This window comes from Microbacterium jejuense (assembly GCF_019511665.1).
GTDB classification, from domain to species: Bacteria; Actinomycetota; Actinomycetes; order Actinomycetales; family Microbacteriaceae; genus Microbacterium; species Microbacterium jejuense_A.
In genome coordinates this window covers 292,385-314,441 of sequence record NZ_JAEUAW010000001.1, presented here as the reverse complement: position 1 = coordinate 314,441, position 22,057 = coordinate 292,385, and the positions used below count along the sequence as shown (strand labels likewise).

The window sequence follows — 22,057 nt, the reverse complement described above, 5'->3', positions numbered from 1 at the left end:
TCTAGGCTGGAGGGGTGACACCTTCGCGCCGCCCGCCGCAGCTGGTGGTCGAGACCCGCGAGATCGAGCACGTCGACGACCTGCTCGCCTACGCCTCGCCCGACGAGCCGCTCGCGTGGCTGCGCCGCGGTGACGGCATCGTCGGCATCGGCACCGTCGGCGGGTACGAGAACGGTCCCGCCCTGCCGTCGGGGATCGACCGCGAGCTCCTCCCGTCGCCCGCGGAGGCGTGGCGGCAGATCGCGGCCACGGCAGAGGTCGACGACCCGGTCGGGCTCCCCGGCACCGGGCTGGTCGCCTTCGGCACGCTCGTGTTCGACGCGCGCTCGTCGGGCACGAGCCGCCTCATCGTGCCGCAGGTCGTCGTGGGCCGCCACCGCGGACGCTCATGGGTCACACGCGTCCGCTCGGTCGGCGTCGACCTGGCGGAGCCGCCCGTCCAGCCCCGGCCGTACGGCCCGCACTGGTCGGGCACCCTCGGGCCGGGCACCCTCGACCCCGCCGGCTACCAGGCCGCCGTGCGCGCCGCCGTCGACGCCATCCGCGCCGGCGAGCTCGACAAGGTCGTGCTGGCCCGCGACCTCGTCGGCACGATCCCGGCCGGCGCCGACCTGCGGCGTCTCGTGCGCGCCCTCGCCCACGACTACCCCGACACGTGGACGTTCGCCGTCGACGGCCTCATCGGCGCGAGCCCCGAGACGCTCGTCACGGCGTCCCGCGGCGTCGTGACCGCCCGTGTGCTCGCCGGGACGATCCCACGCGGGACGGACGCGCACGACGACACCGCGGCATCCACCGCCCTCTCGCACAGCGACAAGGACCTCGGCGAGCACCGCTTCGCCGTGCAGAGCGTGCTCGATGCCCTCGGCCCGCACACGCGGCACCTGCGCGCCGACCCCGAGCCGTTCACCCTCAAGCTCCCGAACCTGTGGCACCTCGCCACCGACGTCGCCGGCGACCTGGCCGACCACGCGTCGTCGCTCGACCTCGTCGCCGCGCTGCACCCGACCGCCGCGGTCGCGGGAACGCCGACGGATGCCGCACTCGACGCGATCCGCCGCCTCGAGCCGTTCGACCGCGGCCGCTATGCCGGCCCGGTCGGCTGGGTCGACGGCGACGGCAACGGCGAATGGGCGATCGCGCTGCGCTGCGCGCAGATCGGCGCAGCCCTCGTCCGGCGCTCTGCGGAGTACTCCGACACGATCCCCGTCGTGGCGCACGCCGGGGCCGGCATCGTCGCCGCGAGCGACCCGGAGTCCGAGCTGCTCGAGACCCGCGTCAAGTTCCGCCCGATCGTCGACGCCCTGGCGTGAGCCGACATCGCGGGTGTGCGCGGCCGGCCGCGCCGGCCTAACGGGCGACCCGACGCCCTCGCCCGACACTCCGGCGGTCCGCACCCGGCCGAACCGTGGTCATTGCGCCCCATTCACCGCGCTCCGAATATCGGAGTTTGGCCGTGTTTCCGGAGCATTCGCGCGTTCCGGTCCGGAAAGGCGGCGATCGTCCGATATTCGGATCGGCACAACTGGGGTGAGGGATGCCGGGCGCCCGGCATCCACCCTCCACCCGGTCAGCGGGCCAGGAGTGCGCGCAGCGGGTCGAGGCCCATCGGACCGAGGGCGAGCGCGACGCGGTGGAAGTCCCTCAGCGAGAACGCGCCGCCGAGACGCTCGCGGTGCGCGGTGCGGGCGTCGTTCCACAGCCGCGCGCCGACCTTGAACGCGAGCGCCTGGCCGGGCCAGCCCAGGTAGCGGTCGACCTCGAAGCCGGCGAGCGCGGGCTCGACGAGCGCCAGGTCGACGAGTAGGTCGCGCGCGAGCTCGGGCGTCCACTCCCCCTGTGCCACGAACGCGTTCGGCGGGATCGGGCGCCCGGTGTGCAGGCCAATGTCGGCCACGATCCGCACCGAGCGCCAGATCTGGCCGAGGAGCAGCCCGAGACGCTCGGCGTGGTCGCGGATGAGCCCGAGCTCGTCGGCCAACTGTTCCGCGTAGTGCGCCCAGCCCTCGGCGTACCCGTGGATGTGACACAGGTGGCGCTGCCACGGGTGGAGCTCGGGGTACGACGCGGTCAGCACGAACTGCAGGTGATGACCGGGCACGCCCTCGTGGTGCACGCTCGTGACCTCCTGCCACGTCGCGGCGACGGGCACGCCGCTGGGGATGGTCCAGACGACCTTGCCGGGCGTCGAGCCGTCCGGCGCGCCCGGGCTGTAGAAGACGACGCCGGTCGCAGCCTCCGACACGAGGCACTCGACGTCGCGCACCGACGCAGGCAGGTCGAACGCCGCCGCGACGGCGTCGATGGTCTCTCCGACGCGCTGCGTCAGCCACGTCCGGATCGCCGCGACGCCGTCCAGCCGGTAGCGCGGATCGACGTCGAGAAGGGATGCCGCCGACCGCACCGCGTCGTCCCCCGAGCCGCCCAGCTCCCGGGCGAGCTCCTGAGCCTCCGTGACCAGACGCTCCAGCTCGGACCAGCCGTACGCGTACGTGTCGTCGAGGTCGATGCGGGCGCCGAGCATGCCGGCCGCCAGGTCGGCGTACACGGCATCCCCGACGGCATCGGACGTCGGCGCCACCGGCCGCAGCTCGTCGCGCAGCACCGCGACCAGCTCGGCGAGCGCGACGGCGGTCTCGTCGGCCGCGGCCCGCGCGCGGGCGCGGGTGGCGGCATCCACGTCATCCGCGATCGGCAGCGAACCGAACCAGTCCGTGTCGACCCACGTCGCGACCTGTGCCGCCAGCGTGTCGAGCTGACGGACGGGCGCCACGCCGCCGCCGGTGAAGCGGGCGGTGTTGTCGCGCGCCCAGCGCAGGGCGGCGATGTACTCGCGCACCGCTGCCGGCGCGGCCTCGAGCTTCGCGAGCACGGCCCGGCCGGCGGCATCGCTCGTGACGGTCGTTCCCTCGAACGCGTAGCGGACCGCGTGCACGGGCGTCGCCAGCGGTGCGACGAGGCGCGGCGTGAACCCGGTGTCGAACAGCAGCCGCTCGCGCTCGAGACGCTCGCGCAGCGCTGCACGCAGGACCTCGTCGCCGGACCCGGCGGCGTCGAGGTCGGCGAGCGTCGAGCCCTGCAGCTCGTACTTGGCGACGAGCCACTCGGGCGACAGATCGGGCAGCGGACGCGCCTCGAGCCCGAGCGCCAGCGCGGCGTCGGGCTCGTGGCGGGCCAGTTCGCGGACGTAGGCGTCGGCGACGACGCGGACGGGATCGGGGGCGCTCACCCGCTCCACCCTAGGACGCGCGGTGCCGCCCGTTGAGCGAGCGAGGGAACGAGCGAGACGAAACGCCGCAAGACGCTCTCGGCGCTCAGCCCCTCGCATCCGATGCGGGGTGGCCGGGTCCGCCTGGCGGCTCGCGGCGTTTCGTCTCGCTTCGCTCGCTCAACGACCGGGAGCAGGCATGCTCACACCGAGCGCTGGTAGGCGCGGATCGACCGCATCGCCCACAGGAACGCGAGCACCGCGAGGACGGCCAGGCCGGCGAGCTGCCACCAGCCGTTCTCGGGGAACGTCCCGTTCAGGCCGCCGCGGCCGAGTTCGACGGCCCACGTCATCGGGTTCCAGCGCGAGACGTCCTGCACCCACTGGGGCATGAGGTCGGCGGGCATCATCGTGGTCGACAGGAACGTCGCCGGCAGCACGATGAGCTGCGACAGGCTGATGAGCGCGATCTGGCTGCGCGCGGTGAGGGCGACGGCCGTCGACGCGCAGCAGAAGATCGTGGCGAGCACCGTCGCGACGCCGAGCGCCGCGAGCATGCCGCCCAGACCGCCCGGGTAGCGGGCTCCGGCGAGCCACCCGATGCCCAGCACGACGAGCGACTGCGCGAGGTTGATGACGAGCTGCTGCACCAGCTGCCCTGTGATGATGGCCGAGCGCGACACCGGCGACGTGAGGTACTGGTCCATGACACCGGAGTTGATGTCGTCGATGTAGCCGGTGCCCGCCCACGCGCCGGAGTACAGCACCGTCATCATGAGGATGCCCGGCACGAGGTAGTCGATGTACCCGGCGCCGCCGAACTGGGGCAGCGCACCCAGCGAGTGGAACACCTGCCCGAACAGCACGATCCAGATGACGGGCTGGATGAGCGACATCACCGGTCCCCACACCTGACGCAGGGTGGCGATGAGCCAGCGGCGCAGCACCTGGCCGGCCTGCGTGAACCAGCCGGCGCGCGACGGCGCGGCCGTGGTGACGGCGAGTGCGAGAGAGGTCATGCTGCGACTCCTTCCGTGGCGGCGTCCGCGGTTGCGTCGCCGAAAGTGTGGCCGACGAAGTGCAGGTACACGTCGTCGAGGGTGGGGTGGGATGCCGCGACCTGGCCGAAGCGGATGCCCGCGGCATCCAGCGCCCCGATGACGGCCCCGACCGCGGCGGAGGCGTCGTCGGTGCGCGCGGCGAGGACGCCGTCGACGCCGGAGGCCTCGATGACGACGTCGCGCAGTCCGGGCACGCGGCCGATCGCGGTGCGGACGGCGGCCGCGTCGGGTTCGACGAGCGAGACCCTCAGCGAGTCGCCGTGCAGCGCCGCCTTGAGCTCGTCGGGCGTGCCCTGCACGACGGCGCGGCCCTTGTTCACGAGCAGCAGCTCGTCGGCCAGACGGTCGGCCTCCTCCATGTAGTGCGTGGTCAGCACGACGGTGAGAGCCTCCTCGCCAGAGAGCCGTCGGATCTCGGCCCACATCGCCGCGCGCGCCTCGGGGTCGAGACCCGTCGTGGGCTCGTCGAGGAACAGCACGCGCGGCCGGTGCACGAGCGCTGCTGCCACGTCGAGCCTTCGGCGCATGCCGCCCGAGAACGATCCGACGGGGCGAGTGGATGCCTCGGCCAGCCCGAACTCGTCGAGCAGGCGCTTCGCGCGGCCGCGGGCATCCCCCGCGCTCACCCCGCGCAGGCGGGCCGCGATCTCGAGGTTCTCGCGGGCGGTGAGGAGCGGATCCGTGCTCGCACCCTGCGACACGTAGCCGATCGAGGCGCGGACGGCAGCCGGGTGGGCGGCGACGTCGTGGCCGGCGACGATCGCCGTGCCGCTCGTCGGGCGCGAGAGGGTCGTGAGGATCTTGGTGGTGGTGGACTTGCCGGCGCCGTTCGGGCCGAGCAGGCCGAACACGCGGCCCGCGGGGACCTCGAACCCGAGGCCGTCCAATGCCCGCACAGCGGGTCGGCGGCCGCGGCCCGGGTAGACCTTCACGAGGTCACGGGCGACGATGGCGTTGTTTTCAGGCATGGCGAAGCATCCCTTCCTTCGAATGGGGTGAATATGTCGTGTCCCGCTCGTTGAGCGGAGCAAGGAACGAGCGAAGACGAAACGCGCCTGACCTTGCGCAGTGCTCTGGCGTTTCGTCTTCGGGCGCGAGAGCGCCCTTCGCTCAACGACCGGGGGTGTCGGACTTCTCGGGCGCGAACATCATGCGCGCGAGGAGCAGCATCATGAGCGCGAACCCGCCCACGAAGGCGATCGGCGCCCACCACCAGCCGACCGTGAACACCAGCACCGCGATGACGGCGAAGGTGACGAGCCAGATGGCGGCGGTGTACACGCCGAATCGTGCGGCGGTCTCGGGCTCGCGCTCGAACCGGTTGGGCGGGGTGGCCGCGGCGAGCTGACGCGTCCACGCCTTGTGGCGGTTGGTCTGCGTCGCGCCGAGGAACGAGAACAGGATGATGGAGGCGATGATGCCGAGCGCCGCGAACACGACGCCCCACATCGGCATCGACCCGAACGCGACGAGGGCGACGAAGCCGAGTCCGAACGCTCCGAGCAGCGTCGCGAGGAAGTACCCGGCCGCCCTGTTCTGCGGCATCGGATGGTTCGTCGTCGTGTCTTGCGAGAGCGAGTCGCCCACGAGCAGCGCGATGCCCGTCGAGGCGAGGCCGAAGAGCCCGATCTGCGCACCGAGCGGGATCTGCAGCACCCCGCTCGCCCCGAGGATCCCGAGCGTGATCCCCACGACGGCGACGATCGACCACACCACGACCCGCACCACGAAGCCCGGCTTCGGGCGCACGCGATGGCGCTGGACGAGCGCGACATAGGCGTCGGTCGAGCGCTGGGGTGCGGCATCCCCCGTCTCTTCGAGCAGCGCGCGCACGTCGCCGAGCTCGGCGATCGCCTGTCGCGCGGCGTCGCCCGGCGCCACTCCGGCAGCTTCGAGCTCGTCGGCGCGCGACATCAGGTTGGCGCGCACCTCTTCTTTCAGGTCCTGCGCCTCGGGCGTCATCTCGATGCCCTGGAACGCCTCGTCGAGAAGGCGATGGATGTCGGTGTTCATTGCTGGCTCTCCTTCACGTCGAGCAGTTCGTCGATGATGCGCCGGGTCGCGGTCCAGGCCGCGACATTGCCGCGGTACACCGCTCTGCCGGCGTCGGTGATGCGGTAGTACTTGCGGCGGCCGCCCTGCGACTCGTCGCCCCAGTAGGACTCGGCCAGGCCGTCCTTCTCGAGACGGCGGTACGTGGCGTACAGCGTCGCCTCCTTGATCTCGTACTGGCCCCCGGTCGCGTCGCGGATCGCCTTGTAGATCTCGAAGCCGTACGCATCGCCGCGCCGGAGAACGCCGAGCACGATCGTGTCGGTGTGCCCGCGCAGCAGATCGGCCGCGAACGCGTCGTCTTGTGTCATGTCAAGTACTGTATCACATCAAGTACCCACGAGCATCAACTACTCGGACAGATCGAGAACATCGCACCCCGCCGGTCGTTTAGCGGAGCGAGGAACGAGCGAAGACGAAACGCAGTGAGCCGAGGCGGCTGATTCCGGAGAGCGGCTCACTGCGTTTCGACTCGCTCCGCTCGCTCAACGAGCAGCGGGGCGCGCGCTCAGCTCGCCGCGAGCCGCACCTTCTCGGCGGCGACGTCGAAGGTCGCGGCCGGCCAATGCGGATCGATCGACTCCAGCGTCTCGAGCAGCAGGTGCTGCACAGCGAGCCGCGCGTACCACTTGCGGTCAGCGGGCACGACGTACCACGGGGCGTGGTCGGTCGAGGTGCGTTCGAACACCGTCTGGTACGCGGCCATGTACGACGGCCACAGCTCGCGCTCGTCGACGTCGCCGGGGTTGTACTTCCAGTGCTTGTCGGGGCGGTCGAGCCGCTCCATGAGCCGCTCCTTCTGCTCATCGGGCGAGATGTGCAGCATGACCTTGATGATGCGCGTGCCGGACTCGGCCACCCGCTTCTCGAAGTCGTTGATGGCGCCGTACCGGCGCTCGATCTCTTCGGCGGGTGCGAGCGAGCGCACCCGGCCGATGAGCACGTCCTCGTAGTGCGACCGGTCGAACACCCCGATGAGTCCGGGCTCGGGCAGCCGCTTCTCGACCCGCCACAGGAAGTCGTGCTCGAGTTCCTCCGCGGTGGGCTTCTTGAACGCGGCGAGCGCGATGCCCTGCGGGTCGGTCGACCCGACCACGTGCCGGATGATCCCGCCCTTGCCGGCGGAGTCCATGGCCTGCAGCACGAGCAGCACCGAGGCATCCGTCGCGTCCACGCGGCTCTGCGCGAACAGGCGCTCCTGGAACTCGTCCAGCTGCTGCGCCCCGGCCTTCAGGTCCTCGGCGGCGGCGTGCTTGTCGTGCTCGTATCCGGGCGTGGAGCGGGGGTCGACGTCGGCCAGGACGAACCCGTCACCGACGCGCAGGAGGTCGGCGACATCGCCGCTCCAGTGCTTCTGACTCGTGGCGATCATGCGCCCATCATGGCCCAGATCCGGCGGCGCGCATCGTTGCGGCGCCAGTTCGCCGTTGCGGCGCACGCGATCTGCGGTGCCCAGCAGCGACGTGGCGCCCTTGCGACGGAGATCCGGATGCCGGCGCTCAGCGCTCCAGCGGAACCTCGATGAGCTGGCGGCCGCCGACGGGCGACGTGAGCGCCTGGTCGAGCGCGGAGCGCGTGGTGACCCGGTGGTACTCCCAGCCGTAGGCGAGGGCGAGCTGTTCCAGTCGCACGGCGTGCGGGGTGTACAGCACCCGATCCATGGCGTCGGCGCCGGCGACGCCGGCCACCTCGAGCCCGTCGAAGATCGTGCCGCCTCCGTCGTTGCCGACGATGAGCTGAATGCGGGGCTCGTCCTCGTGCGGCGGCAGCAGCAGTGCCCCGACGTCGTGCAGCAGCGCGAGGTCGCCGAGCAGCACGCGGGTGACCCCGGCGCCGGTACCGGCCTGGCTCGCGAGGGCGATGCCGGTGGCCGTGGCGATCGTGCCGTCGATGCCGGCGAGTCCGCGGTTGGCGTGCACCGGCACCTTCTTGCCGGGGAGCACCTCGTCGGCGACGCGGACCAGACGCGACGACCCGAACACGAGCCGGTCGTGCGGCCAGGTCGCGCGCCACACCGCGTCGACGAGGGCGATCCGGTCCAGTGGTGCGCGGATCACCTGCAGCTCGGCCGCGATGGCCCCGAGCCGCTCGGCAGGCTCGGCGGACGACAGTCCGTCGGCGTCGGGCGCCGGAGGAGTGAGGTCGACGGCCGCGGCACGGGACGCCAGCATCCACTCGCCGAGCCACTCCCGATCCGCGGCGCCCGTCGCGACGGCGATGCGGTCGACCGGGATGGTCGCGCCGTTGAGGTTGAGCGGCTCGCCGGGTCCGCGCACCGCGACGACCTCGACGTCGGGGTCCGACAGCAGGCGCGCCGCCTCACGGCTGAGCGTCGGATGCCCGAGCACGACGACGCGCTCGATGCGTCCGCCCAGCTCGGGGTCGCGCAGCAGCGCGCGGTAGCCGTGGACGAGCTGTCGGCCGAAGCGCGCGCCGCTGACGATCTCGGCGACGAGCGGCCAGCCGCCCGCGTGAGCGAGGGCCTCTGCGTCCGGTCCGGCGTCGGCGCCGGCGAGCACGACGGTGCGCGGTCCGCGCTCGAGCACGTACGGCGCGTCCTCCGGCTCAGTCGGGACGTCGGACTCGCCGATGCCTCCCCCGCCTTGATACAGGGCGCCGGATGCCTCGTCCTCCGGTTCCCCATCGGCCGGGGGTCCATCGGGGTCGGTCTCGGGCGCCGTGCGCAGCTCGGCGGCCGGAACGCCGAACCACGCCGGCACCGCGCCGGCGAGCGGCTCGCGGTACGGCAGGTTCAGGTGCACGGGCCCGGGCGACCACGTACCCTCCCCGAGCGCGGCGGCGACGGCCGACTCGGCGACCGCGCGCAGCATCACACTCTGTTCGTGCGCACCGTCGGGGTCGAGTGCCTCGGGCACGGGCAGGTCGGCCTCGAACCGCACCGTCGGCGCGAACAGGCCGGGCTGCCGGGTGGTCTGGTTGGCCCCGACGCCGCGCAGCTCGGGCGGCCGGTCGGCGGTCAGCAGCAGCAGCGGCACGCCGGCGTGGTGCGCCTCGAGTGCGGCCGGCACCAGGTTGGCGACGGCGGTGCCGGACGTGCAGACGACGGCCGCCGGCATCCCGGACTCCCGCCCGATGCCGAGCGCCGTGAAGCCCGCGACACGCTCGTCGATGCGCACGTGGAGGCGGATCGCACCGCGGCGTTCGAGTTCGGCGGCGACGAGGGCGAGCGCCTGCGACCGCGAGCCGGGGCTCACCACGATGTGCCGGACGCCGAGTTCGACCAGCCGGCAGAGCAGAGCGGCGGCGGCGTCGGTGGCGGGCGCGAAGTCGTCGGCGCCCTCGGCGCGGTGCGGGTCGGTCACGTCAGCCGATGGCTCCGCGCTGACCGCGGGCGTCGTCGTCCCCCTCGGGGCGGGCCGGCGGCGTGGGAGGCGTTCCGCCGGCGGCGGCACTGCCGGGCGTCGCGGTTCCGGAAGCGGCGGGATCGTCGGATGCCGCCGGCCGGGCCGGCGGGTTCCACTTCGGGTCGTCGTCCTCGGAGTCCAGCGCCGCGAGCTCCTCTTCCAGACGGCGGATGCGCTCGTCCTGGTCGCTGATCGAGCCGAGGGTGCCGAGGAACTCGGGGTCGTCATCGGGCGCGCGGCGCAGCACCGCGACGGAGCCGCGGGCACGGCCCACCGCGAGCCACAGGATGCCGCCGAGCACCGGCAGCAGCACCACGATGGCCACCCATACGGGCTTGCTCACACCGCGGTGGCGGATCGGAGGCTGGATGGCGCAGTCGACGATGGTGAAGACCCAGAACACTGTCGCCACCAGGGCCAGAATGAGCAGCCCACGAGCCATGCCTCCATCCTAGGCGGGACGGGGCCGATCCGGGCGGCGAGGGGTCGCTCCGTGACGCAAACGTAGGATGGACGGGTGAAAGCACGCTCCGCCATCGTCTACTCGGTCCTGCGACTGCTGGCGTTCCTCGTGCCCTTCGGCATCATGATGCTGTTCCCGATCATGCGCGAGTACTACTGGCTCGCCGCGATCTTCGCCGCGCTCATCGGCCTCAGCCTGTCGGTGCTGTTCCTGCGCAAGCCGCTCGACGACGTCACGTCGGGCCTCGCCGACCGCCGCGCCAAGGCGCGCACATCGGTCTCGGACGAGGACGCCGAGGATGCCGCGGCCGACGCCGCCGCCGGCACGGACTCCCCCGAGGCTCCCAAGGCCTGACGCCCGCCCTCGGACCGCCGGGATGCCGGCGGCCGCGGCATCCACCCGTCCCGCGACTCCGAAGATCGGACAATCCCGCGCTTTCCGGACCTCGTGCGCAGCAGAGTCCGGAAAGCCCGCGAAACCCCGATATTCGGATCGCCGCAGAGCGCACGAACCGGTGATGACGGGATGCCGGGCGCCCGGCATCCACGCATCCACCCGCTCCCTCCCGCGACTCCGGAAATCGGACAATCCCGCCCTTTCCGGACCATCCGCCCCGAAGACTCCGGAAAACCCGCAGAACTCCGATATTCGGATCGCCGCAGTGAGCTCACGAGCCCGTGATGACGGGATGCCGGCGGCCGCGGCATCCACATCACGCGGGTGTCAGCCGATGAAGGCCCACATGAGGAACGCGCCGTAGGCGACCGACGTCAGCGACGTGAGGCCGAGGGCGATGACAAGCTCGCGCGGGGCGCGGTAGGTCCAGACGATGAGCATCGCGGGAAGCCCCGCCAGCAGCGCCAGGAGCGTGAGCCACGCGATCGGGTAGCCGATCCACGCGAGGAACACCGCGATGAGGAAGGCCACGACGAGGAACACCGTGAACAGCACCTGCGTCGCGCGGCGACCGATCAGCACCGTGAGGGTCTTCTTGCCGGCGGCGCGGTCCTGATCGATGTCGCGCAGGTTGTTCGCGAGCAGCACGGCGCACGCGATGAGGCCGGCGCCGACGGCGCCGAACCAGGCCTCCTGCGGAAGCGCGAGCGCCTGCACCCACGTCGTGCCGAGGGTGGCGACGAGACCGAAGAAGACAAAGACGAACAGCTCGCCGAGGCCGTAGTACCCGTACGGGCGCTTGCCGCCCGTGTAGAACCAGGCGGCGATGATGCACACCGCGCCGACGGCGATGAGCCACCACTGCTGCGTGCGGATCGTGATCGCGAGGCCCGCGAGCGCGGCGATCGCGAAGAACGCCAGCGCGACGAGCAGGACTGTGCGCGGCTTCGCGCGGCGGCTCGCGGTGAGGCGCGACGGCCCGACGCGGAAGTCGTCGGTGCCGCGGATGCCGTCGCTGTAGTCGTTGGCGTAGTTGACGCCGATCTGCAGCGACACCGACACGATGAGGCAGAACAGCGCGATCACCCAGTGGAACACGTCCGTCACGATGATCGCCGCACCCGTGCCGATCAGGATGGGAGTGATCGCGAGCGGCAGCGTGCGCAGGCGGGCGGCGCCGATCCAGTCGCGCGCCGTCGCCTTCTCGACGTGCGCGGGATCGCGCGAGATGTGCGACTTCTGCGGGTTGCCGCGCGGGCGCTGCTTCTTCGGGCCCGCGGTCTTGCGCTTCTTGCTCGGGGTTCCTGCCACGAGAGCACATCCTAGAGGGCGCCGTGATGGGACGTGGCGCCCGCACGCGGGTGCGGCGCCTCATGGATCAGCGGCCCGCGCAACCCCGTGGTGCGTGTCGGCGGCCACGCGCAGGATGGGCGGCATGCTGAGCATCGGATCGACCGTCCTGACCGTCGAAGACATCGGGCGCGCCGGCGACTTCTGGCGCGCCGCGCTCGGGTACGTCAACCGGCGCGAGCCGAGCGAGGACTGGGGGATCCTGGATCCGCCGGGCAAGGCGCACTGGGCGGCGCCCGGTGCAAGCCTCGCACTGTCGGTGACGGGGTATCCGCAGCACTACCCGCCGCGCATCCACCTCGACCTGTACGCCGAGGATCAGGCCGCCGAGGTACAGCGGCTGCTCGGCCTCGGCGCGCGTGAGGTCGACTGGGACCACTACCCCGATGACGCCGACTGGATCGTGCTCGAAGACACCGAGGGCAACCGCTTCTGCGTCGTGCAGACGGGTCCGTATCCTGCGGCCTGAGCGTCAGTGCAGCGCGGCGACGGCGCGGCGGATCGCCTCGCGGTCGGGTTTGCCCGACGGCAGCGTCGCCAGCTCGTCGACCAGCACGAGCCGCGTCGGGCGGGCGTGCGGCCCGATCTCGGCCTGCACGGCGGCGCGCGCCTCGTCCAGCTGCACGGCCTCGCTGCGGCGGAGGGCCTCTCCGCGTGAGGCGACGATGACGGATGCCTCGCCCCAGCGCTCGTCCGGAACGCCCACGACGACGGCGGTGTCGAGGCCGGGAACCGACCGCACGATGCGCTCGACGCGGTCGAGCGAGATGTTGATCCCGCCCGAGACGATGACGTTGTCGATGCGGCCCCGGACACGCAGCACGCCGTCCTCGAACAGGCCCGCGTCGCCCGTGCGGTACCAGCGGGTGCCGTCGGGTTCGCGCAGGAAGACGGCATCCGTCGACTCCCGATCGCCGAGGTAGCCGTCGGCGAGCGTCGGCCCCGAGATCTGCACCTCGCCGCGGACGATGCGCACCTGGACCCCGCGCAACGGCACGCCGTCGTACACGCAGCCGCCGCTGGTCTCGGTGGAGCCGTACGTGCGGGCGATGCGGGCTCCCGCGGCTTCGGCACGCTCGAGCGTCGCCGCCGGCAGCGCCTGACCGCCGACGAGGATGCGCTCGAACGAGCGCAGCGCGGCCAGGACCTGGGGGTCGTGGTCGGCCGCGTCCAGCAGCTTCGACAGCTGCGCGGGCACCAGGGACGTGTATGTGGGCACGCGTTGTCCGCCCACCGACGAGGTCATCGTCAGCGCCGCCGCCGAGAACGCCTGCGGCGTGAACGAGCCCGACAGGATCGCGGGCTCGCGGTCGGCCACGAGCGAGCGCACCAGCACCTGCAGGCCGGCGACGTAGCTGGCCGGCAGTGCGAGCAGCCACGCGCCGTCGCCGATGCGGTCGGCGGTCGCCAGGGCGCTCGCGGTCAGGGCGTCGCGGCTCAGCACGACGCTCTTGGGCACGCCCGTGGATCCGGACGTCGTGACCACCACGGCCGTGCCGGGTCGCACCTCGGACGGGAATCCGTGCACCATGCCGAGGCCGAGGGCCGGACCTGCGCCGTGCAGGGCGCTGCGCAGTGCCCGCAGGATCTGGCGCGGATCGTCGCCGACGACCGGTTCGAGCTTCATGCTGCGCCCCCGGTTCGGTGGAGACATATCCTTTCGCGGTTCCCGGGGCTCGGGCGCCGCGAAAGGATACGATCCCGCCAGCCGGACGTGCGCATCAGTAGTGCCAGGGGTACGGCGACCAGTCGGGGTCGCGCTTCTCGAGAAAGGCGTCGCGGCCCTCGACCGCCTCGTCGGTGCCGTAGGCGAGGCGCGTGGCCTCGCCTGCGAACACCTGCTGGCCCACCATGCCGTCGTCGACGGCGTTGAAGGCGAACTTCAGCATGCGGATCGCGGTCGGCGACTTGGTGAGGATCGTGCGCGCCATCGCCACCGCCTCAGTCTCCAGGTCGGCGTGCGGCACCACGCGGTTGACGGCGCCCATCTCGTACGCGCGCTGCGCCGAGTACTCCTCCGCGAGGAAGAACACCTCGCGCGCGAACTTCTGCCCGATCTGCCGCGCGAAGTAGGCGGAGCCGTAGCCGGCGTCGAACGAGCCCACGTCGGCGTCGGTCTGCTTGAACCGGCCGTGCTCGGCCGAGGCGATGGACAGGTCGCACACGACGTGCAGCGAGTGCCCGCCGCCGGCCGCCCACCCGGGGATGACGGCGATCACGACCTTCGGCATGAACCGGATCAGCCGCTGCACCTCGAGGATGTGCAGGCGCCCGGCACGGGCGGGATCCGTGACGGCATCGGTCTCGGAATACTTGTACCCGTCGCGTCCGCGGATGCGCTGGTCTCCGCCCGAGCAGAACGCCCAGCCGCCGTCCTTCGGACTCGGGCCGTTGCCGGTCAGCAGCACGACGCCGATGCGCGGGTCCTGCCGCGCGATGTCGAGCGCCCGGTAGAGCTCGTCGACCGTGTGCGGACGGAACGCGTTGCGCACCTCCGGCCGGTCGAACGCGATGCGGGCGATGCGGCCGTCCTTCGAGACGTGTGAGGTGATGTCGGTGTAACCGCCGTCGGGGGCGCCGGGTGCCGGCATCCACTCGTCTTCGTCGAACAGTTCCGAGACACTCACGCGCCCAGCCTACGGCGGGCCGGAAGCAGACGTCATCTGGGCGTCATCGAGAACCGGACAGTGGATGCCGCCGACTACCCTTGACCGGTGACCTCGACTCTTCGCACCCTGGCCGTGGCCGCGGCATCCGCCGCTCTGCTGATCACCCTCTCCGCCTGCTCGACGCCGACTCCCGACCCGACCGCGACCGCGACCGCGACCGAGGACGCTGTGGCGTCGGTCGCCGTGAACAGCCCGTGCGAGGGCGACGAGGGCGTGACCGTCGTCGTCGACGCGACCGCGCTCGGCGACGCCGACGACGTGTCGGACACCTGGTGCGTGAGCACGGACGAGGCGATCGTCGCGGCGGACGCCCTGCTCGCCGCGAACGTCACCACCGAGGGCACCGACCAGTACGGCGACCAGGTCGTGTGCCGCGTCAACGGCGTGCCCGCCGAGGACGACGCGCTCCCCGCCGAGGACGGCTCGGACTACTTCGAGAAGTGCGAGTCCATGCCCGCCGCCTTCGCGTACTGGGCGCTGTGGGTCAAGCCCGCCGGCGGCGAGTGGGCGTACGCGCAGGAGGGCCTCGCGACGCAGCAGCTCGAGCCCGGCGACGCCGTCGAGCTGCTGTTCACCCTCAACGGCGAACCGGCGGCGCCCGCGTCATGATCCTCCGGCCCGGGCCCCTGCGGGCGGCGGCGGTGCTCGCCGCCGGCTTCGTGGCGGCCCGGGTCGTCTACCGCGTCCTGTTCCACGGGGCCGACGGTTCCGGAGCAGTCCTGCTGCCGCTGCCGCAGGTGCGCCTCGCCCCGCCGTTCGCGCACGTCGTGCTGCTCGGTCCCGTCACGACCGACGGACTCGTGGATGCCGCGGCCAGCGCACTCCCGATCGCTCTGGCGATCCTCGCGTTCGGGGTGCTGAACGCGTTCGTCGACCTGCACCGCGTGTTCGCGCGCGCGTCGCGGCGCGGCCCGCTGCGCGGGATCGCCCGAGCCCTCGCGATCGCATGGGCGACGCTCCCCTCGCTCGCCGACGGCGCCCGGGCCGTGCGGTTCGCGCAGCGGCTGCGCGGGGAACGCGGCGGCGTCCGCCTGCTGCTGCCCCTGCTGCAGCGCACCCTGGAGCGGGCGGGACACGTCGCGGCCGCGCTCGAGCTGCGCGGCTTCGCCGGGCGCGGCCTCGACGGCGACTGCCTGGCGCCGGTCGAGGCGCACGGAGTCTCGGCGGGATTCGGCGCGGTCGCCGGAGATGCCGCGGCCGGCGGCATCCATCTTCCCCCCGTCCTCACTCTTGAATCGGGCACGCTCACCCTCGTGACCGGCGCCACCGGGTCGGGCAAATCGACGCTGCTGCGCGCGGTCGCCGGCCTGCACACGCACACCGACGGCGGATGGCTGGCCGGGGCGCTGCGGGTGGTCGGACACGACCGTGCCGCGGTCGCACCGCGCGATCTGGCGCAGCGCGTGGGGGTCGTGCTGCAGCATCCTCGCGAGGCGTTCGCGACCGAGCGCGTGCGTGACGAGATCGGCCTGGCGCTCGAGCTGCGCGGCGTCGCCCGCGTGATCGTGGACGCACGCGTCGCCGAGACCGCCGAGCGGGTGGGCGTGACCGCGCTGCTCGACCGGACCACGCGCGGGCTGTCGGCGGGCGAGGCGACCCTCGTGGCGATCGCCGCGGCGATCGTCGAGCACCCGATCCTGCTGCTCGTGGACGAGCCGCTCGCCGACCTCGACGCCGGCGCCCGCGTGCGGATCGCAGAACTGCTCGGCGCGCTCGCGCACGAGGCGGGCATGTGCGTCGTCGTGGCCGAGCACCGCGTCGACGCCCTCGCCGGGGTGGCCGACGGGGTGCTGCGCATCGACGACGGCGTCGTCGGGCCCGGCCCGGCGGTCGAGGCGACGCGCGCCGCGGACGTCGCCGTCGCGCGCGCGGCCCGGCCGGCTGGAGAGTGGATGCTGCGAGCCCGCGGCATCACCGTCACCCACGGTGACACGGTGGCCGTCGCCGGTGCCGACCTCGAGCTGCGCGCCGGCGAGATCGTCGCGCTCACGGGACCCAACGGCGCCGGCAAGTCGAGTCTGCTCGCGGCGCTCGCCCTCCCCGCGCGCGACATGGACGTCGCGACGGCCGGGCGGGTGGCGCTCGTCCCGGACGCCTCCGACGACCTGTTCGTGTACGACACCGTGGCGGCGGAGTGCGCCCGCGCGGACCGGCACAGGTCGACGCGCCACGCTTCGTCTCGCTGGCGCTCGCTCAGCGACCGGAACCCCGGGCCCGGTGAGCCCGCACCCCGGAGCCTCAACGACCCGGAGGCCGCAGCCCGGAGCCTCAGCGCCCCCGAGCCCGGAACCCGGACGCTGAGCGAGCGAGGAACGAGCGAGACGAAGCGCAACCCCGGCGATCCGGGGCACCCCGGCACCGCCGAGCGCCTCGCCGGGTTCCTCGGCCTCGATCCCGACGGCCCCGAGATGGCCGAGCGGCTGGCGCGGCATCCCCTCGATCTCTCCGCCGGCGAGCGCCGCTGCCTGGCGCTGGCGATCCAGCTCGCGACCGCTCCCCGCGTGATGCTGGTCGACGAGCCGACGCGCGGCCTCGACGCGGCGGCCCGCGCGGTCGTGTGGGCAGCGCTCGTGTCACTCGCCGACGAGGGCACCGCGGTGCTCGTCGCGTCGCACGAGCCCGAGATCGCCGCCGGCGCCGACCGGGTACTCGCGATGCGGAACGGGATGCTGCAAGACCGGCCAGTCGCGTCGAGAATCCAGGAGATCCGCACACCGGCGGTGCGTGAGGCCCGGATTCCCGCAGCGGCCGCCGCGCCGCGAGCCGAAACTCCCGATTACTCGACCCTGCCCGCCCGGCCGCCGGCATCCCGCACCCTGCTGCCGGCTGCGGCGCTCGTCGCGGCGAACCTCGTGGCGCTCGGCGCGTTCTGCTGGCCGCTCGTCGCGACCGCCGTGCCCGCGCAGGCGCACGCGGCCGTGCCGGTCGTCGCGCTCGCAATCGCGCCGCTCGCCGTGCTCGTCGTGATCGCGACGCTCGACAGCACGGTGCGGTCGGCGCACCTGCTCGCGCTTCTCGGCACCCTCGCGGCCATCGGCGCGGCGGTGCGCATCGCGAGCACGGGCGTCGGCGGAGTCGAGGCGGTCTTCGTGCTGCTGATCCTCGCCGGCCGCGCCTTCGGTGCCCGATTCGGCATGCTGCTGGGCATGGCCTCGATCGCCCTGTCGACGCTCGTGACGGGCACGTTCGGCCCGTGGACGCCGTTCCAGATGTTCGCGTGCGCGTGGGTGGGCGCAGGCGCCGGGCTGCTCCCCCGGCTGCGCTCGCGCGCTGGCGAGATCGCGATGCTCGCCGTCTACGGCGTCGTGGCGTCGTACAGCTTCGGCCTGCTCATGAACCTCTGGTACTGGCCCTTCGTGGTGGGCTACGGCACCGGCATCTCGTATGACGCGGCGGCACCGCTGGGCGTCAACCTGTCGAGCTTCCTGGTGTACTCGCTCGTCACGTCGACCCTCAGCTGGGACACCCTGCGCGCCATCACCACGGTCGTCGGCCTGGTGGTCATCGGGCGGCCGGTGCTCGCCGCGCTGCGTCGCGCCAAGCCGCTGCAGCAGCCATGGACGGGCACGCCCGTCGCGCGCCGTGTCACGACGCCGGCATCCGTTCGCCGCTGAGACTGGGCTCTCAGTCCGCGCTGCCGAAACCGGCATCCGCGCCAGAACAAGACGACCGCGCATGACGGTATCGACAGCGCGAGAGGTTTGCCCGGCGCAGAAGCCATTATCGACAGCGCGCACCCGCCCCGCCGCCGACGGCGCGAACCCCGCGGGAGAGTGGATGCCGGGCGCCCGGCATCCACTCATCCGATGTCGACGCGTCAGACCGAGAAGTACTTCGCCTCGGGGTGGTGGAAGACGAAGGCGTCGGTGGATTGCTCGGGATGCAGCTGCAGCTCCTCGCTGAGCTCGACGCCCATGCGCTCGGGGCGGAGGAGCTCGACGACCTTGCGACGATCCTCCATGTCGGGGCAGGCGGGGTAGCCGAGCGAGAAGCGGGCGCCGCGGTACTCCAGCTTGAACAGGCCTGCTGTGTCGGCCGGGTCTTCGTCCGCGAAGCCGAGCTCGGAGCGGATGCGGGCGTGCCAGAACTCGGCGAGCGCCTCGGTCAGCTGCATCACGAGGCCGTTGAGCTCGTAGTAGTCGCGGTACCTGTCTTCGGCGAAGAGCTTCGCGGTGACGCCGTCGATCGCGGCTCCCGCGGTCACGAGCTGCACCGGGAGGACGTCCACCTCACCCGACGAGCGCGAGCGCACGAAGTCCGCGAGGTTCAGATGGCGGTCGCGGCGCTGGCGCGGGAAGTGAAAGCGCAGCCGGTCGGTGCCGATCGGGCCACCGCTGCCTCCGTCGGGCGCGAGCAGACCCGGCGCGCCCAGCACCCCGGTCGGATCGTCGGCGTGATGCAGCACGACGACGTCGTCGCCCTCGGACACGACGGGGAAGTAGCCGTAAGCGACCGACGCGTCGAGCATGCCCTCGGCCAGGATGCGGTCGAGCCAGTACCGCAGACGTGGGCGCCCCTCGGTCTCGACGAGCTGCTCGTACGACAGCCCGTCCTCGCCGCGGCCGGGCTTCAGGCCCCACTGGCCCATGAACGTCGCACGCTCGTCGAGGAAGGCGGCGTAGTCGTGCAGGGCGATGCCGCGAACGATGCGGGTGCCCCAGAACGGCGGCGCTGGAACAGGGTTGTCGGATGCCACGTCCGACCGTGCCGGCATGGCCTCGGGCTCGGTCAGCGTGAGCTTGGAGCCGGCCGCGTGACGGCGCTTCTTGAGCGCGGGAAGGCCCACCGACGCCGGATCGGCGCCGCGAGCGATCTTGACGAGCGGCTCCATCAGCGCGAGCCCCTCGAAGGCGTCGCGGGCGTAGCGCACCTCGCCGTCGAACAGCGACGCGAGGTCGTCCTCGACGTACGCGCGGGTCAGCGCGGCGCCGCCGAGGATGACCGGCCACCTCTTGCCGAGACCACGGGCGGTGAGCTCTTCGAGGTTCTCCTTCATGACGACCGTCGACTTCACGAGGAGGCCCGACATGCCGATGACGTCCGCGTCGTGCTCCTCGGCGGCGGCGATGATGTCGGCGATCGGCTGCTTGATGCCGAGGTTGATCACCTCGTAGCCGTTGTTCGTGAGGATGATGTCGACGAGGTTCTTGCCGATGTCGTGCACATCGCCGCGGACGGTCGCGAGCACGATGCGACCCTTGCCCGAGGCATCCGACTTCTCCATGTGAGGCTCGAGCAGCGCCACGGCGTTCTTCATGACCTCGGCCGACTGCAGCACGAACGGCAGCTGCATCTCGCCCGCGCCGAACCGCTCGCCGACGACCTTCATGCCCTCGAGCAGGTGGTCGTTGATGATGGCGAGCGGGGCCATGCCCTCGGCGCGCGCGAGGTCGAGGTCGGCCTCAAGGCCTTTGCCCTCGCCGTCGATGATGCGCCGCTGCAGGCGCTCGCCCGTCGGCAGCGCCGCGAGCTCGGCTGCGCGCTGGTTGCGCAGGGCCGCCGTGTCGACGCCGGCGAACAGGTCGAGCATGCGCGCCAGCGGGTCGTACGTGACGTTGCCGTCGGCGTCGTACTCGCGGCGGTCCCACACGAGGTCGAGCGCGACCTTGCGCTGCTCGTCCGAGATCGACGCGAGCGGCACGATCTTGGCGGCGTCGATGATGCCGCTCGTGAGCCCGGCTTCCACCGCTTCGTGGAGGAACGCCGAGTTCAGCACGCTGCGGGCGGCGGGGTTGAGGCCGAACGACACGTTGGAGACGCCGAGGGTCGTGTTGATGCCCGGGTACTTCGCGGTGATGCGGCGGATGGCCTCGATCGTCTCGATGGCGTCGCGGCGGGTCTCTTCCTGACCGGTCGCGATGGGGAAGGTCAGGCAGTCGACGATGATGTCGCTGACCCGCATCCCCCAGTCGCCCACCAGCTCGTCCACGAGCCGCGTGGCGATCCGCACCTTGTCGTCGGCCGTGCGCGCCTGCCCCTGCTCGTCGATCGTGAGGGCGATGACGGCGGTGCCGTGCTCCTTGACGAGCGGCATGATGCGACCGAATCGGGATGCCGCACCATCGCCGTCCTCGTAATTCACGGAGTTCACGACCGGACGTCCGCCGATGAGCTCCAGGCCGGCCCGGATGACGGCAGGCTCCGTGGAGTCCACGACGAGCGGCAGCGTCGAGGCGGACGCGAAGCGCGAGACGACCTCGCGGATGTCGGCGACGCCGTCGCGGCCCACGTAGTCGACGCACACGTCGAGCAGGTGGGCGCCGACCCGGATCTGGTCGCGGGCGATCTCGACGCAGTCGTCCCAGCGACCCTCGAGCATCGCCTCGCGGAACGCCTTCGAGCCGTTGGCGTTGGTGCGCTCGCCGATCGCGAGGTACGAGGCATCCTGCTGGAACGACACGTGCTGGTACAGGGACGCGACGCCGGGCTCCACGGCCGGGTGCCGCTCCCCCGCGCTGCGCAGCGGGCGCAGGCGCTCTACGACGGCAGCGAGGTGCTCGGGCGTCGTGCCGCAGCAGCCGCCGATCAGCCCCAGACCGAACTCGCGCACGAACTGCTCATGCGCGGTGGCGAGCTCTGCGGGCGACAGCGGGTAGTGCGCGCCGTCCGCGCCGAGGACGGGCAGCCCGGCGTTGGGCATGCAGGCGATCGGCACCGTGGCGTGCTTGGAGAGGTGCCGCAGGTGCTCACTCATCTCGGCCGGCCCGGTGGCGCAGTTGAGGCCGATGGCGTCGACGCCCAGCGGCTCGATGGCGGTCAGCGCGGCGCCGATCTCGGATCCCATCAGCATGGTGCCGGTGGTCTCGACGGTCACCTCGACGAAGATCGGAAGACGGATGCCGCGGCTCACGATCGCCTGGCGACAGCCGTTGATGGCGGCCTTGGTCTGCAACAGGTCCTGGCTCGTCTCGACCAGGAACGCGTCGGCGCCGCCGTCGATGAGTCCCTCGGCCTGCAGCGCGAACGTCTGCTTGAGGTTGTCGTACGTGGTGTGACCGAGGCTCGGGAGCTTCGTGCCCGGTCCCATCGAGCCGAGCACCCAGCGCTCGCGGCCGTCCGTCGCCTCGGCCGCCTCGACACGGTCGCGCGCGATGCGCGCCCCGGCCTCGGCGAGCTCGGCGATGCGGTCGACGATGCCGTAGTCATCGAGGTTCGACCAGTTGGCGCCGAAGGTGTTCGTCTCGACGGCATCCACCCCCACCTCGAGGTAGGCGTCGTGGATGGCGCCGACGACGTCGGGGCGCGAGACGTTGAGGATCTCGTTGCAGCCCTCCAGCCCCTGGAAGTCGCCCTCGATCGTGAGGTCGTGGCGCTGCAGCATCGTGCCCATCGCACCGTCGGCGATCACCACGCGATCGCGCACCGCGTCGAGCAGCCGCTGGGCACGCTCCGGGCGCGGCACGCCGTCGATGTCGAGGGCGAAGCGGGGCGCGGCGGAAACGGCGGTCACCCCGCGATTTTAGTCGCCGGGTCCAGGGCCGACCCCGTTCGTG

17 protein-coding genes are annotated in these 22,057 nt (G+C 72.3%); 5 read left to right on the top strand and 12 right to left on the bottom strand.

Annotated features, from left to right (window positions below; all coding sequences use genetic code 11):
- The first annotated feature begins 14 nt into the window (after positions 1 to 14).
- The gene (locus tag JNB62_RS01275; protein ID WP_308291693.1) at positions 15 to 1,313 is read left to right on the top strand and encodes an isochorismate synthase; all 1,299 of its coding nucleotides are present in this window, start codon (positions 15 to 17) and stop codon (positions 1,311 to 1,313) included.
- A 257-nt stretch (positions 1,314 to 1,570) separates the two neighbouring features.
- On the opposite strand, the gene JNB62_RS01270 is transcribed toward JNB62_RS01275, so the two are convergent.
- The 8 genes from JNB62_RS01270 to JNB62_RS01235 form a co-directional block, all read right to left on the bottom strand.
- Complete coding sequence (locus JNB62_RS01270) at positions 1,571 to 3,229, bottom strand: DUF885 domain-containing protein (protein ID WP_220299060.1); 1,659 nt, start codon at positions 3,227 to 3,229, stop codon at positions 1,571 to 1,573.
- Positions 3,230 to 3,411: 182 nt separating this feature from the next.
- Complete coding sequence (locus JNB62_RS01265; RefSeq protein WP_220299059.1) at positions 3,412 to 4,227, bottom strand: ABC transporter permease; 816 nt, start codon at positions 4,225 to 4,227, stop codon at positions 3,412 to 3,414.
- The gene (locus tag JNB62_RS01260) at positions 4,224 to 5,237 is read right to left on the bottom strand and encodes an ABC transporter ATP-binding protein (RefSeq protein ID WP_220299058.1); all 1,014 of its coding nucleotides are present in this window, start codon (positions 5,235 to 5,237) and stop codon (positions 4,224 to 4,226) included. The genes JNB62_RS01265 and JNB62_RS01260 overlap by 4 nt, the downstream gene beginning before the upstream one ends.
- Positions 5,238 to 5,379: 142 nt before the next feature.
- Complete coding sequence (locus JNB62_RS01255; RefSeq protein WP_220299057.1) at positions 5,380 to 6,282, bottom strand: permease prefix domain 1-containing protein; 903 nt, start codon at positions 6,280 to 6,282, stop codon at positions 5,380 to 5,382.
- Complete coding sequence (locus JNB62_RS01250) at positions 6,279 to 6,632, bottom strand: PadR family transcriptional regulator (protein ID WP_018172905.1); 354 nt, start codon at positions 6,630 to 6,632, stop codon at positions 6,279 to 6,281. Before JNB62_RS01250 ends, JNB62_RS01255 begins: the two co-directional genes overlap by 4 nt.
- A gap of 197 nt (positions 6,633 to 6,829) precedes the next feature.
- Positions 6,830 to 7,693: a polyphosphate kinase 2 family protein gene (locus JNB62_RS01245; protein ID WP_220299056.1), complete on the bottom strand. Its 864-nt coding sequence runs from the start codon at positions 7,691 to 7,693 to the stop codon at positions 6,830 to 6,832.
- A gap of 127 nt (positions 7,694 to 7,820) precedes the next feature.
- A complete protein-coding gene (menD, locus tag JNB62_RS01240) occupies positions 7,821 to 9,644 on the bottom strand; it encodes a 2-succinyl-5-enolpyruvyl-6-hydroxy-3-cyclohexene-1-carboxylic-acid synthase (RefSeq protein WP_220299055.1) in 1,824 nt (607 codons plus the stop codon).
- A gap of 1 nt (position 9,645) precedes the next feature.
- A complete protein-coding gene (locus JNB62_RS01235; RefSeq protein WP_220299054.1) occupies positions 9,646 to 10,128 on the bottom strand; it encodes a PLD nuclease N-terminal domain-containing protein in 483 nt (160 codons plus the stop codon).
- Positions 10,129 to 10,203: 75 nt separating this feature from the next.
- Between JNB62_RS01235 and JNB62_RS01230 the strand changes: the two genes are divergently transcribed.
- On the top strand, positions 10,204 to 10,503 hold the full coding sequence (locus JNB62_RS01230; protein ID WP_220299053.1) for a DUF4229 domain-containing protein: 300 nt from the start codon (positions 10,204 to 10,206) through the stop codon (positions 10,501 to 10,503).
- A gap of 369 nt (positions 10,504 to 10,872) precedes the next feature.
- Here JNB62_RS01230 and JNB62_RS01225 read toward each other — a convergent pair whose 3' ends face one another.
- Complete coding sequence (locus tag JNB62_RS01225) at positions 10,873 to 11,856, bottom strand: 1,4-dihydroxy-2-naphthoate polyprenyltransferase (RefSeq protein ID WP_220299052.1); 984 nt, start codon at positions 11,854 to 11,856, stop codon at positions 10,873 to 10,875.
- 124 nt (positions 11,857 to 11,980) lie between these two features.
- On the opposite strand from JNB62_RS01225, the gene JNB62_RS01220 reads away from it, so the two are divergent.
- Complete coding sequence (locus JNB62_RS01220; RefSeq protein WP_220299051.1) at positions 11,981 to 12,364, top strand: VOC family protein; 384 nt, start codon at positions 11,981 to 11,983, stop codon at positions 12,362 to 12,364.
- A gap of 3 nt (positions 12,365 to 12,367) precedes the next feature.
- On the opposite strand, the gene JNB62_RS01215 is transcribed toward JNB62_RS01220, so the two are convergent.
- Both JNB62_RS01215 and JNB62_RS01210 read right to left on the bottom strand, forming a co-directional pair.
- Complete coding sequence (locus JNB62_RS01215) at positions 12,368 to 13,522, bottom strand: AMP-binding protein (protein ID WP_220299050.1); 1,155 nt, start codon at positions 13,520 to 13,522, stop codon at positions 12,368 to 12,370.
- Positions 13,523 to 13,616: 94 nt separating this feature from the next.
- Entirely contained in the window at positions 13,617 to 14,522 is a 906-nt protein-coding gene (locus JNB62_RS01210) for a 1,4-dihydroxy-2-naphthoyl-CoA synthase (protein ID WP_220299049.1), read from the bottom strand.
- Positions 14,523 to 14,609: 87 nt separating this feature from the next.
- On the opposite strand from JNB62_RS01210, the gene JNB62_RS01205 reads away from it, so the two are divergent.
- Together JNB62_RS01205 and JNB62_RS01200 are read left to right on the top strand one after the other, a co-directional pair.
- Complete coding sequence (locus JNB62_RS01205) at positions 14,610 to 15,173, top strand: hypothetical protein (protein ID WP_220299048.1); 564 nt, start codon at positions 14,610 to 14,612, stop codon at positions 15,171 to 15,173.
- Positions 15,170 to 18,178, top strand: a complete 3,009-nt coding sequence (locus JNB62_RS01200) for an ATP-binding cassette domain-containing protein (protein ID WP_220299047.1) — start codon at positions 15,170 to 15,172, stop codon at positions 18,176 to 18,178. The genes JNB62_RS01205 and JNB62_RS01200 overlap by 4 nt, the downstream gene beginning before the upstream one ends.
- Before the next feature lie 203 nt (positions 18,179 to 18,381).
- Here JNB62_RS01200 and metH read toward each other — a convergent pair whose 3' ends face one another.
- Entirely contained in the window at positions 18,382 to 22,014 is a 3,633-nt protein-coding gene (metH, locus tag JNB62_RS01195) for a methionine synthase (RefSeq protein WP_220299046.1), read from the bottom strand.
- Positions 22,015 to 22,057 lie beyond the last annotated feature (43 nt).

Coding starts and splice junctions, on each gene's coding strand:
- JNB62_RS01265 (WP_220299059.1), bottom strand. CDS start 4,227: ATGACCTCTCTCGCACTCGCCGTCACCACGGCCGCGCCGTCGCGCGCC.
- JNB62_RS01260 (WP_220299058.1), bottom strand. CDS start 5,237: ATGCCTGAAAACAACGCCATCGTCGCCCGTGACCTCGTGAAGGTCTAC.
- JNB62_RS01255 (WP_220299057.1), bottom strand. CDS start 6,282: ATGAACACCGACATCCATCGCCTTCTCGACGAGGCGTTCCAGGGCATC.
- JNB62_RS01250 (WP_018172905.1), bottom strand. CDS start 6,632: ATGACACAAGACGACGCGTTCGCGGCCGATCTGCTGCGCGGGCACACC.
- JNB62_RS01245 (WP_220299056.1), bottom strand. CDS start 7,693: ATGATCGCCACGAGTCAGAAGCACTGGAGCGGCGATGTCGCCGACCTC.
- JNB62_RS01235 (WP_220299054.1), bottom strand. CDS start 10,128: ATGGCTCGTGGGCTGCTCATTCTGGCCCTGGTGGCGACAGTGTTCTGG.
- JNB62_RS01220 (WP_220299051.1), top strand. CDS start 11,981: ATGCTGAGCATCGGATCGACCGTCCTGACCGTCGAAGACATCGGGCGC.
- JNB62_RS01215 (WP_220299050.1), bottom strand. CDS start 13,522: ATGAAGCTCGAACCGGTCGTCGGCGACGATCCGCGCCAGATCCTGCGG.
- JNB62_RS01200 (WP_220299047.1), top strand. CDS start 15,170: ATGATCCTCCGGCCCGGGCCCCTGCGGGCGGCGGCGGTGCTCGCCGCC.